Annotated in this window: 11 protein-coding genes; 10 read left to right on the top strand and 1 reads right to left on the bottom strand. The window is 65.9% G+C overall.

The window, feature by feature from the left end; all coding sequences use genetic code 11:
* Positions 1 to 7 precede the first annotated feature (7 nt).
* The 4 genes from gabD to Q352_RS0111905 all read left to right on the top strand — a co-directional run bounded on the left by gabD (position 8) and on the right by Q352_RS0111905 (position 3659).
* The gene (gene gabD, locus Q352_RS0111920) at positions 8 to 1468 is read left to right on the top strand and encodes an NADP-dependent succinate-semialdehyde dehydrogenase (protein WP_028499543.1); all 1461 of its coding nucleotides are present in this window, start codon (positions 8 to 10) and stop codon (positions 1466 to 1468) included.
* A 140-nt stretch (positions 1469 to 1608) separates the two neighbouring features.
* On the top strand, positions 1609 to 2256 hold the full coding sequence (locus tag Q352_RS0111915; protein WP_199489805.1) for a hypothetical protein: 648 nt from the start codon (positions 1609 to 1611) through the stop codon (positions 2254 to 2256).
* 54 nt (positions 2257 to 2310) lie between these two features.
* A complete protein-coding gene (locus Q352_RS0111910) occupies positions 2311 to 2970 on the top strand; it encodes a hypothetical protein (protein ID WP_199489804.1) in 660 nt (219 codons plus the stop codon).
* Positions 2967 to 3659: a hypothetical protein gene (locus tag Q352_RS0111905; RefSeq protein WP_028499540.1), complete on the top strand. Its 693-nt coding sequence runs from the start codon at positions 2967 to 2969 to the stop codon at positions 3657 to 3659. The genes Q352_RS0111910 and Q352_RS0111905 overlap by 4 nt, the downstream gene beginning before the upstream one ends.
* Before the next feature lie 103 nt (positions 3660 to 3762).
* On the opposite strand, the gene gor is transcribed toward Q352_RS0111905, so the two are convergent.
* Positions 3763 to 5112, bottom strand: coding sequence for a glutathione-disulfide reductase (gene gor / locus Q352_RS0111900; RefSeq protein ID WP_028499539.1), 1350 nt, complete (start codon positions 5110 to 5112; stop codon positions 3763 to 3765).
* A gap of 276 nt (positions 5113 to 5388) precedes the next feature.
* Here gor and Q352_RS20855 point away from each other — a divergent pair, with 276 nt between their 5' ends.
* Genes Q352_RS20855 through Q352_RS20845 form a run of 6 tightly spaced genes read left to right on the top strand, consistent with a single transcriptional unit; the run spans position 5389 to position 11826 of the window.
* Positions 5389 to 6498 carry an acyl-CoA dehydrogenase family protein gene (locus Q352_RS20855; RefSeq protein ID WP_051528903.1) on the top strand — a complete coding sequence of 370 codons (1110 nt, stop codon included), beginning with the start codon at positions 5389 to 5391 and terminating at the stop codon, positions 6496 to 6498.
* Between the two features lie 11 nt (positions 6499 to 6509).
* Positions 6510 to 7637 carry an acyl-CoA dehydrogenase family protein gene (locus Q352_RS20850; protein ID WP_084300108.1) on the top strand — a complete coding sequence of 376 codons (1128 nt, stop codon included), beginning with the start codon at positions 6510 to 6512 and terminating at the stop codon, positions 7635 to 7637.
* A 55-nt stretch (positions 7638 to 7692) separates the two neighbouring features.
* Positions 7693 to 8265 (top strand): FMN reductase, encoded by a 573-nt coding sequence (msuE, locus tag Q352_RS0111885; protein WP_028499538.1) that lies wholly within the window; start codon positions 7693 to 7695, stop codon positions 8263 to 8265.
* 45 nt (positions 8266 to 8310) lie between these two features.
* Positions 8311 to 9459, top strand: a complete 1149-nt coding sequence (ssuD, locus tag Q352_RS0111880) for an FMNH2-dependent alkanesulfonate monooxygenase (RefSeq protein WP_028499537.1) — start codon at positions 8311 to 8313, stop codon at positions 9457 to 9459.
* An 11-nt stretch (positions 9460 to 9470) separates the two neighbouring features.
* On the top strand, positions 9471 to 10679 hold the full coding sequence (locus tag Q352_RS0111875; RefSeq protein ID WP_084300106.1) for an acyl-CoA dehydrogenase family protein: 1209 nt from the start codon (positions 9471 to 9473) through the stop codon (positions 10677 to 10679).
* Positions 10680 to 10731: 52 nt separating this feature from the next.
* On the top strand, positions 10732 to 11826 hold the full coding sequence (locus Q352_RS20845; protein ID WP_051528901.1) for a sigma-54 interaction domain-containing protein: 1095 nt from the start codon (positions 10732 to 10734) through the stop codon (positions 11824 to 11826).
* Positions 11827 to 11985 lie beyond the last annotated feature (159 nt).

Here is an 11985-nt window from a genome sequence, read left to right as displayed (position 1 = left end):
AATCCATATGCTGAACCTGAAAGATCCGGGACTGTTGCGCCAGCAGTGCTATGTGAACGGACAGTGGCTGGACGCCGACAACGGCGAAACCCTGCCGGTCACCAATCCGGCCACCGGCGAAGTGATCGCCCGCGTGCCGCGCATGGGGGCGGCGGAAACCCGGCGCGCGCTGGAAGCGGCCAATGCCGCCTGGCCGGCGTGGAAGAAGAAGACCGCCAAGGAACGCGCCGGCATCCTGCGCAAATGGTTTGACCTGATGATGGCGGCGCAGGATGACCTCGCGGCCATCCTGACTGCCGAACAGGGCAAGCCGCTGGCCGAAGCCCGGGGCGAGATCGCCTACGGCGCCAGCTATATCGAATGGTATGCCGAGGAAGCCCGGCGCATTTACGGCGATACCATCCCGACCCATCAGAACGACAAGCGCGTGCTGGTGATCAAGGAGCCAATCGGCGTATGTGCTGCCGTGACGCCGTGGAACTTCCCGAATGCCATGATCACGCGCAAGGCCGCCCCGGCACTGGCCGCCGGCTGCCCGATCGTGGTCAAACCGGCCAGCCAGACCCCGCTGTCGGCGCTGGCGATTGCCGAACTCGCCCACCGCGCCGGCGTGCCGGCCGGCGTGTTCAGCGTCATTACCGGCTCGGCCGCTGCCATCGGCGGTGAAATGACCGCCAGCGACCTGGTGCGCAAATTCAGCTTTACCGGCTCGACCGAAATCGGCCGCGAACTGATTGCCCAGTGTGCCGGCACGGTCAAGAAAGTGTCGATGGAACTCGGCGGCAATGCGCCGTTTATCGTCTTCGACGATGCCGATCTCGATGCCGCCGTCGAAGGCGCCATGATCAGCAAGTACCGCAACGCCGGCCAGACCTGCGTCTGCGCGAACCGGCTGTACGTGCAGGCCGGCGTCTACGATGCGTTTGCCGAGAAGTTCGCCGCCGCCGTGGCCGGACTGAAGATTGGCGACGGCGCGTCCGCCGGCATCACCCAGGGCCCGCTGATCGACGAGAAGGCGGTCGAGAAGGTCGAGGAGCATATCGCCGACGCCGTGGCCAAGGGCGGCAAGGTCATTGCCGGCGGCAAGCGCCATGCGCTGGGCCACAGCTTCTTCGAGCCGACCATCGTGACTGGCGTGACCCAGGACATGAAGGTCGCCCGCGAGGAAACCTTCGGCCCGCTGGCCCCGCTGTTCAGGTTCGACACCGAGGCCGACGTCATCCGGATGGCCAACGATACCGAATTCGGCCTGGCGAGCTATTTCTACAGCCGCGATATCGGCCGCATCTTCCGTGTCGGCGAAGCGCTCGAGTACGGGATGGTCGGGATCAACACCGGCGTGATCTCGAACGAAGCCGCACCGTTCGGCGGCATCAAGCAGTCCGGCCTCGGCCGTGAAGGCTCGAAGTACGGCATCGAAGACTACGTCGAGATCAAGTACCTGCTGCTGGCCGGGCTGGATCGCTGATCAGCGCATTGCGCTTTACCTTCAAGGGCCGTCATGGCCCTTTTTCCTTGTTTTCCGCTCTGAAAGGCGGCGGCGTCCTCCACACTTGACAACGCAACGCCTGATGGTGACAGTGTGTCCATTGTCCATGGACTGTGGACGTGCTGGTTGTGACGAATATGAAGAGTCAAGATGTCTTTTTGTTGCTCAAGCTGGTCGCCCTTGGGCGACATGAAGGTACGGGCAGCGGATATGACTACCCTGCGGACGACCAGTCAGTGGCGTGGTCACGGGATATCGAGGGCGGGGAGCCTGTCGATGATCCCGGGGCGGGGGAAGCGCCCTTTGGCCGGTATAGTGCAAGAGGACTTGCCCGGCTCACTGGCATAGGCAAATCAGAGGTCAGCAATGTGATGTCCCGCTGCTTTTTCAGCGGGCTCGCCAGACCCGGCAGAAAAGGCGAGCCTCCAGCAGTCAACACAAGGGCATTGCTGGAGTTTCTCGTTTACGGTATCCGCTATGTTTTCCCGGTCAGGATGCAGGAGACCACGCGCGGAATCGCAACCTGTCTTACCGCGCCGATTTTTCAGGGCAAGTTGCATTCGGGAGACGCGGTTCCGGTATGGCCATACGCAAAAGGCAACGCTGCAGGCCCGGCCGTGGCGCCCCTTTACAAAACAGTCCCGATGGCGGTGATTCACGATGCGGAACTGTATGCCATGCTGGCCGCGGTAGACTCGATCCGGCTTGGGTTGCCCAGGGAACGCAGCCTGGCTATTGCTGAACTCGAAAAATTGCTTCGAGGCTGAAAAATGGCAAGTCGGGCAAACCACGTTGCGATGATAACTGCTGTGGCACAAGCAATGGGCCAGGAACTGTGCAATGAGGTTGCTTTTGTCGGGGGATGCACCACGGCACTATTCGTGACAGACACCTATTCTCAAGGGCAGGTCCGACATACTGACGACGTTGATCTGATTGTTCACGTGATCAGCACTGTCGGATGGCACGTGCTGGTCGAGAAGCTGCGCAGCAAGGGATTCAGGGATTCCCTTGTCTCCAGTGAGGATCCTGTCTGCGCCATGCGGCTGGGAGAACTGCGCGTTGATTTTATGCCGGACGATGCAAGCGTCCTGGGCTTTACGAATCAGTGGTACCGGGACGCCTTCCTGAAAGCAGAGCCATATGTGCTGCCTGCTCAACTCACTATCCGGCTGATACCGCCAACATACTTCATGGCTACAAAGCTTGAAGCATACCTGCAGCGTGGAAATGATGATCCGATAGAGAGCCGGGATATTGAAGACATCCTGACGCTGATTGATGGTCGCACGGAATTGATCGGTGAAATACTGGATGCTCCCGCCGCACTGAGGGCGTATGTCGGTACACAGATGGCGGCACTGCAAATGCACCGGGATTTCGACTATGCAGTTCAAGCTGCAGCCAATAACGACATATCAAGAGAAGAGGCGCTGTTTGACCGTATCCGGCTGATTGCCGTTCAAGGCCGCGGCGCATGAATGGCGCCCGGCGGTACGGTTTTCACTGGGCCAGCGTCAAGGGCACAGAACAAAATGAGAACCGTGATGCCGGGGGGCTATATGCCAGTGACGCCTACACTTTTGCCATCATCATGGATGCTTCGGGCAAGGGGAACGATGCGTCTTTGTTCAATGCCATCTGGCTGGACGCCTTGTTGAAACAGCTACCTGAGCACCCTCCTTCCGCTGACCGCGTCATCGGCATGATGCAGGAGGCCAGACAACCTCTTCGCCAGGCGAAGTTGTTCCAGGAAAGAGCGTGTTTTGCTGCATTGCTCATTCCTCATGACGATCATCCCTGCACCGCATTTGTTTGCGGAGATTGCCGGGTCGGGTCACAGGAAAAGGGGCAGCAAGAACAGTGGCAGACCCCTGTGCATACCCTTGAGGCCGCTCTTGCGCAGGCAGGCCGGTCACCGGATCGTCATCTTGTGACCCGAGTGCTCAAAGCTTGCCGGCTTGCCACTCCCGAGGTGATGGAGCTCAGTCAGACAGGGGGACAAGCCTGGGTTCTTTCCACGGATGGTTATTGGGACCTTCGCCGGACCAGGGAAAAGCGGCCTGCAGATGATTGCAGCTATTTGCGGTTAAGCCCGGGAGGGCCATCGCAGCAGCACGGTGACAACTTCCGTCGTGCCGGCCTGTATGCGCAGTGGTCGTCGGATTGACCACAAGCATGCCGTGATGTCATCCCGGGGGGCGGTGTCCTCATGGCCGGGACCGGGAAAACCCCGGGTTGCTCACGCAGGCCAATGAGTACTCAATGAATACTCAGCGCATCGTCACCCATTCCTCGGCGGCGGACGGGTGCAGTGCGATGGTGCGGTCGAGGTCGGCCTTGGTCGCGCCCATGCCGATCGATACCGCCAGCAACTGGATCATCTCCGCCCCGCCTTCGCCGAGCACATGGGCGCCGACCACCCGGTCGGTTTCGCCGTCGACCAGCAGCTTCATCAGCATCGGTTCGTTGCTGGCGGCAAATGCGGTTTTCATCGGCCGGAAGCGGGCGCGATACACCTTCAGTGCCGGGTAGCGTTCGCGGGCGGCTTCCTCGCTCGGGCCGACCGTGCCGATTTCCGGGGTCGAGAACACCGCCGTGGGTACCAGTGAGTGATCGACAGTCGCCGGTCGCTGACCGAACACGCTGTCGGCAAAGGCCTGGCCTTCGCGGATGGCGACCGGGGTCAGGTTGACGCGGTCGGTCACGTCGCCGACTGCGTGGATCGACGGCACATTGGTGCACGATTGCGCATCGACCCGGATCTCCCCGTTCTTTCCGGTGGCCACGCCGGCCGCATCCAGCCCGAGCTCGCCAGTGTACGGGCGGCGGCCGACGCACAGCATGACCACATCGGTCTCGACCGTGCTGCCGTCAGCCAGGGTGGCGCGCAGTCCGTCGGCGGTTTTCTCCAGCCGGGTCAGCGTGTTGTTCAGCAGCATGCGGATGCCGCGCTGGCGGTAGCTGTCCTCCAGCGTGGTGCGGATTTCCTCGTCAAAGCCGCGCAGCACGTGCGGGCCGCGATGCAGCAGTGCGGTGTTGACGCCAAGTCCGGCAAAGATGCCGGCGAATTCGATGGCGATATAGCCGCCGCCGACAATCAGGATGCGACGCGGCAACTGTTGCAGGTGGAACACCTCGTCCGAGGTGATGGCCAGTTCCTGGCCGGGGAAGGCCGGGCCGGCATGTGGCCGGCCACCGACGGCAATCAGGATATGGGCGGCGGTCAGGCGTTTGCCGCTGGTGCTCAGACGCACGGTGTGCGCATCTTCCAGTACGGCACGTTCGGCATGGATGGTGACGCCGGCCTGGTCGAGGTTGCGGCGGTACACGCTTTCCAGACGCGCGATCTCGGCATCCTTGTTCCGCAGCAGCGTCGGCCAGTCGAAGGCGGGCTTCGGCAGCTGCCAGCCATAGGCCGCGGCCTGTTCGAACTCGGCGGCAAAGCGGCTCGCATACACGAACAGTTTTTTCGGCACACAGCCGCGGTTGACGCAGGTGCCGCCGAAATTCGCTTCTTCGGCGATGGCGACGCGTGCGCCGTGCTGACTGGCGACGCGCGCCGCGCGTACCCCGCCGGAACCGGCGCCGATGACAAACAGGTCGAGATCGTATTGAGCCATGGGGCGAGAGTCTCCCGGTGAAGGCCGCGAGGGCCGGTAGGTGGGGCCGGCATGCCGGAACGAGACCGAACGATAGCAGACCGGGCCGTCTGCCGACGACCGGCGCTGCTGCATTTCCCGCATCGGGGCCATGCCGCTGTACGAATCCGGACAGTGCCACTGTCCGGATTCGTACAGAGATCGGCGCGCGGAACGGGGAAAGGCTTATATAACAGAAGGTTGGGTTTCTGGCACGCAAGCTGCTGAACAGTTATCAGAAACTTGCCGGAGCCCCTGATGACCATCCGCGCCATCGAACCGATCGTCGACATCGCCGTGCACCTGATCCGCAGCGACGATGAAGCACTGGACACCGCCCGTACCCTGGCCGCGCAATTCGCGCCGGGGGCTGCCGTGCGCGACCGCGAGCGGCGCCTGCCATGGGACGAACTGGCGGCCATGACCCGCGCCGGGCTGTGGGCGGTGACCGTGCCGCGCGAGCACGGCGGTGCCGGGGTATCGCGCCAGACCCTGACCGCGATCTTTCGCACCCTGGCGGCGGCCGATCCGTCGATTGCCCGCATCCTGCTCGCCCATGTCGACACGCTGGAACGGCTGCGGACGGCGGGCGGGGCGCAACAGCGCCTGCTGTACCGCGAATTGCTGCAGGGACGGCATTTCGCCTCCGCGCCGGCCGGCACTGTCGATGGCGAACCGGATTCCGGCGGCGCGCTGCGTCTGAACGGCGAGCTGCACCAGGTCGCCGGCGCCGGCTTTGCCGAGTGGCTGGCGGTGCCGGCCCGGGATGCCCGGCAGCGGACGTGGCTGGCGCTGGTGCCACATAACGCGCATGGCCTCGATATCGAGGATGAAGCGGTGCCGGTCGGGCTGCGCACCGTCGCTGGCGGCACGCTGCGGCTGACGCAGGTCACGGTCGCGGCGAAGTGGGTGTTCGACCTCGACGGGGCGGCCCGGTCGCCATCGCCGGTGGCGCTGTATGCCGCTGCCATCGACGCCGGCATGGCGGCGGCCGCACTGGATGGCACCCGGCGCCGGCCGGGGGCGCAGACCGATGCGCTGCTGGCGACGATCGGCGAACTGCAGGTGCGGCTGTCTGCGGCGCAGACACTGCTGCGCCACGCTGCCCGCGCGCTGGATGCCGGCAACGACGCCGATGTGGCGGTGCTCCAGGCCCGGGTGCTGTGCGGCGATATCGCGCTGCGTGCGGTCGATGCGCTGTTCGAGCTGGCCGGGCCGGTCCCGGCTGTCGATGGCGATGACCGCGATCGCTGCTGGCGCGATGCCCGGGCCCATGCACAGTACGCGCCATCCGCCGACAGTTGCCGCCAGCTTGGCGAACGGCTGCTGGACCTGCCGTCTGCCGCGCCTCTCCGCGCCCCTTTCTGACTGGAATCCTCATGACCGTTTCTCCCGTACCCCGCCGCCGCCGTCGACCGGCGCCATCGACTGATACGGCATCCCGCGCCGATGACGCGCAGGCGCTCGATGCGGCGCGACAACTGGCATTGCGGCTGCAGGGCGGTGTCCCCGACGCGCTGGCGCAGTTCCGGGCCAGCGGGCTGGGCGGCGTGGCCGTGCCGAAGGCGTATGGCGGCGGTGGTGTCGGCAGCGGCACCCTGGCGCAGCTGATCCGTCTGCTGGCGGCCGGGGACCCGGCGCTGGCCCGTATCGCGCACAGCCACTACGCGGTGCTCGAAGTGTTGCGCGCCACCGGCAGCGAGCCGCAGAAACAGGCGTTTTTCCGGCGGGCGCTGGACGGCGAACGCTTTGCCGCCGCACTGGCGGAAACCGGTGTCGACGAGGTTTGCCGGATCGAAACCCGCATTCACTGCGTCGACGGTCACTACCGCATCGACGGACGCAAGTGCGATGCCGGTGGCGCGGCGCAGGCCGACTGGGTGGCGCTGTCGGTCAGATCCGGCGATGGCAACCTGCTGCTGGCCTTTGTCCCGCGCGGCAGTGCCGGCCTGCGGGTCGAAGCGGATGGCGGCGTGGCGATCGACGAGGTCGAGGTCGGGCCACTGGCGGTGATTCCGTACCGGGTGGTGTTCGACACGCCGGGCCGGGTCGGACCGCTGGCCCAGCTGCTGCATGCTGCCATCGACCTTGGCATCGCCGATGCCGCCCTGGCGGACAGCGCCGCCGTCTTGCGCCATGACCACGATGCGCAGCGGCTGGCGCGCTTTGGCTGGCTCGGCGCCTGCCAGGCCGCTGCCGGTGCGCTGCTCGACGACGCGGCACTGCAGGTCGATGCGCTGACCGCCGTGCCGGGCCAGACCATTCATGATGCGGCCGCGCTGGCCGTCACGGCGGCGCGGGTGCTGTGCGCCGATCTGGCGTCGCAGGCTGGCGCTGCCGTGTTCGAGCTGGCCGGTCGCCGCCTGCTGGCGGATGCCGCCCGCCCGGACCGGCACTGGCGCGACGCCCGTCGTCATGACGCCGGTCGCCCCGCGCGACAACAGGCGCGCGTGATCGGCGACCACTGCCTGAATGGCACACCGCCTCCGCGCCATGGCGCGTACTGACCCCATCCCTCGCCACGGCCACGGGCCGATGGCTGCACCAACAGGAGTTCATGCCATGCAACACAGACTGAAAATCGCTGCCGTCATCGGCAGCTTCCAGCGCCCGTCCCGCACCGCCGCCCTGGTGGAAGCCCTGCTGGAGCGCTTTGCCGAGCGGCTGCCGGTCGATATCGACGTGATCGAAATCAGCGATATCGGCAAGGCACTCGGCGGCGCCTTTTCGGTATCGGCCCTGCCGGAGGCCGTACGCAGACAGTTTGCGGCCGTCGAATCGGCCGACTTCCTGATTGTCGCCGCTCCAGTGTTCCGCGGCACCTATCCGGGCCTGTTCAAGCACTTCTTCGATCTGGTTGGCCAGAACGCGCTGGTCGACACCCCGGTGCTGCTGGCCGCCACCGGCGGCAGCGACCGCCATGCGCTGGTGATCGATCACCAGTTGCGGCCGCTGTTCAGCTTCTTCCAGTCGCTGACGCTGCCGATCGGCGTATACGGCACCGAAACCGACTTCAGCGACTACCGGGTCAGCAGCCCGGCGCTGCAGGCGCGCATCGACCTGGCGGTCGAGCGGGCCCTGCCGCTGCTGCGGGCCAGGCAGGCCCGGGGGGCGGCCGAGCTGCTGGCGGCCTGAATGACCTCACCCTTGTTCCCGACTCCCCCGATACAGAAAGCGACCATGCAGGTTTTCTGGTTTTTACCGACCCACGGCGACGGCCACTATCTGGGCACGTCGCACGGCGCCCGCCCGGTGACGCTGGCCTATCTGAAACAGATTGCCCAGGCAGCCGACGAACTGGGCTATTACGGCGTGCTGATCCCGACCGGGCGCTCGTGCGAGGATGCCTGGGTGGTGGCGTCCGCACTGGCGCCGCTGACCCGGCAACTGCGTTATCTGGTCGCCGTCCGGCCCGGCATCATTTCGCCGACGGTTTCGGCGCGGATGGCGGCGACGCTGGACCGGCTGTCCGGTGGCCGGCTGCTGATCAATGTCGTGACCGGCGGCGATCCTGACGAAGCGCAGGGCGACGGCGTGTTTCTCGACCATGGCCAGCGCTATGCGGCCGCGCGCGAATTCCTGCATATCTGGCGCCGCGTGCTGCAGGGCGAAAGCGTCGACTATGACGGGGAATACCTGAAAGTCAGAAAGGCCAGGGCGCTGTACCCGCCGCTGCAGCAGCCGTACCCGCCGCTGTACTTTGGCGGCTCGTCGGATGCGGCGCACGACCTGGCCGCCGAGCAGGTCGACGTGTACCTGAGCTGGGGTGAGCCGCCGCAGGCGGTGGCGGAGAAAATCGCCGACGTGCGCGCCCGCGCCCGGCGGCTCGGGCGCGAGGTGCGCTTCGGCATCCGCCTGCACGTCATTGTGCGCGAGACGGCCGCCGAAGCCTGGGCCGCTGCCGACAAGCTGATCGAGCAGGTGTCGGACGAGACGATCGCCGCCGCACAGCAGTCGTTCTCGCGCTTCGATTCGGAAGGGCAGCGGCGCATGTCGCAACTGCATGGCGGCCGCCGCGACCAGCTGGAAATTGCGCCGAACCTGTGGGCCGGCGTCGGTCTGGTCCGCGGCGGTGCCGGCACGGCGCTGGTCGGCGATCCGGAAACCGTGGCGGCACGCATTCTCGAATACGCGGCGCTCGGCATCGACAGCTTCATTTTCTCCGGTTACCCGCACCTGGAGGAAGCGTACCGCTTCGCCGAGCTGGTGTTTCCGCTGCTGCCGCTGGGGCTGCGTGAGCGCGTGGCCAGCAGCGGCAACCTGACCGGCCCGTTCGGGGAAATGATTGCCAACGACATCGTGCCGATGCGCGAACGCCCTGCAGCCTGACGGAGACGCCGATGCTGAATACCCTGGCCCCGCCGATCGCCGGGCGTGCCCGCCCGCGTCACGACGATATCTTCGCCATTGCCGATGAACTGGCGCAGCGCTTCGCCGCCACGGCCGTGGCGCGCGACCAGGCGGGTGGCACACCGAAGGCCGAGCGCGATGCATTGCGGCGCAGCGGGCTGCTGACGCTGGCCATCCCGCGCGAGTTCGGCGGGCTGGGGGCCAGCTGGAGCGAGATGCTGACCATCGTGCGCCGCTTTGCCCGCGTCGATGCGTCGATCGCCCATGTGTTCGGTTTCCAGCATCTGATGCTGGCGACCGTGCGCCTGTTCGCCGGGCCGGCGCAGTGGCAGCCGTGGTTCGAGCATACCGCGCGGCGGCAGTGGTTCTGGGGCAATGCGCTGAACCCGCTCGATCCGCGCACCCAGGCCCGGCCGCGGCCGGGCCACTACCTGTTTGCCGGGCAGAAGCGCTTCTGCTCCGGCGCACTGGACTCGGAAATGCTGATCGTGTCGGCGCGGCATGCCGATGACCAGCGGCTGCTGATTGCCGCCGTGCCGACCGCGCGCAGCGGCATCACCCTGCTGGATGACTGGGACAGCATCGGCCAGCGCCAGACCGACAGCGGCACGGTGCAGTTCGAGCAGGTGAGGGTGGAGAACAGCGAGATCCTGGCCGACCCCGGTCCGCTGACCACGCCGTTCTCGTGCCTGCGGCCGCTGATTGCCCAACTGACCCTGACCTGCGTCTATCTCGGCATCGCCGAGGGCGCATTCGACGAGGCGCGGCATTTCTCGCTGCACGAGGCGCGACCATGGCATCGCTCCGCGGCGGCGACGGTTGGCGAAGACCCGTACGTGCTCAATCACTACGGCGAGTTCTGGCTTGGCCTGGAAAGCGTGCGCGCACTGGTCGAACGTGCGGCGCGGATGCTGGACGATGCCTGGGCGTGCGGCGACGCCCTGACGGCGGACGAGCGCGGCCGGCTGGCGGTCAGCATCGCCAGTGCCAAGGTGGCGGCGACGCGGATCGGGCTGGATGTCTGCACCCGGCTGTTCGAAGTCACCGGCGCGCGTGCCACCCATGCCGCACTGCGGCTGGATCGCCACTGGCGCAATCTGCGAACGCAGACCCTGCACGATCCCGTAGACTACAAGCTCCGCGAACTCGGAGACTGGGCGCTGAACCAGCAGCCGCCCGCGCCATCCTTTTATTCCTGATGTCCCTGCCCATCCTGTCTGTCCTGCACCCGCAGCCGGGGTCGCCCCGCCGATGACGCTGCTGACACTTCCCAATGCCCAGGCGCTGGCCACCTCGATCCGCGCGACCGCGCAGGTGTTCGAGGACCCGGCGTCGCGGGCGCTGCTGTCGCGCATCCGCCGGGTGGCGCCCAGCGATGCCAGTGTGCTGATCATGGGCGAAACCGGAACCGGCAAGGAACTGATCGCCCGTCACGTGCACGCGCTCAGCGTGCGCGCTGACGGACCGTTCGTGGCGGTGAACTGCGGTGCTTTTTCGGAAAACCTGGTTGAAGCCGAATTGTTCGGCAACGAGAAGGGGGCCTTTACCGGCGCCTTTGCCGCCAGGGAAGGCTGGTTCGAGGCTGCGAATGGCGGCACCCTGTTTCTCGACGAGATCGGCGACCTGCCGCTGGCGATCCAGGTCAAGCTGCTGCGCGTGCTGCAGGAGCGCGAAGTGGTGCGGCTTGGCGCGCGCAAGCCGGTGCCGATCGACGTGCGCATTGTGGCGGCGACCAATGTCCAGCTGGAACAGGCCATCGCCGCCGGCCGCTTCCGGGAAGACCTGTTCTACCGGCTGAACGTGGTCAGGCTCGAACTGCCGCCGCTGCGTGACCGGCCGGGCGACATCCTGCCGCTGGCGCACTTCTTTATCCGCCTGTACCAGTCGCGGCTCGGTTACGAGCGCATCCGCATCGATGCCCGCGCCGAGGACAAGCTGCGCCGGCATGCGTGGCCCGGCAATATCCGCGAACTGGAAAACGTCATCCATCACACCCTGCTGGTGTGTCGCGACGGCGAGATCCGCCCCGATGACCTGCAACTGACCCGCCTGGACAGCCTGTCTGCGCCAGCGGCGACCGAAGCGGTCCCCGTCGCGCTGCCGCCCATGGCGCCTTCGACCGGAATGGCGCTGCTGGAGCAGGCCTTTGATGCCCTGTGCGCCGAGGACCGACGGGAGGGGCTGTTCGAAGAAATCGAGACGGCGATCCTGCGTTTTGCCTATGCACGCAGCCAGGACAACCAGGTCCATACCGCCCGCTTGCTCGGCCTCAGCCGCAGCGTCACCCGCGCCCGGCTGATCCGTGCCGGCCTGTTGTCGGTGCGCGAGCGCGGGTCACAGGGTTGAACCCAGATTCAGAATTTCTCTATTTTGGAATTAATCGTTAGTTAATTGGCCGCTGCGGGAAATGCGCCAATAACGTTCAGAATTCCTCGCTGCCATACCCGCCGGCGTTGGGCGGAAACAACGTACTGACGGCCATCATCGCGCCATTTATGGGCTTTA

Source organism: Microvirgula aerodenitrificans DSM 15089, from assembly GCF_000620105.1.
Classification (GTDB): domain Bacteria; phylum Pseudomonadota; class Gammaproteobacteria; order Burkholderiales; family Aquaspirillaceae; genus Microvirgula; species Microvirgula aerodenitrificans.
This window is presented reverse-complemented; position numbering and strand designations above follow the sequence as displayed.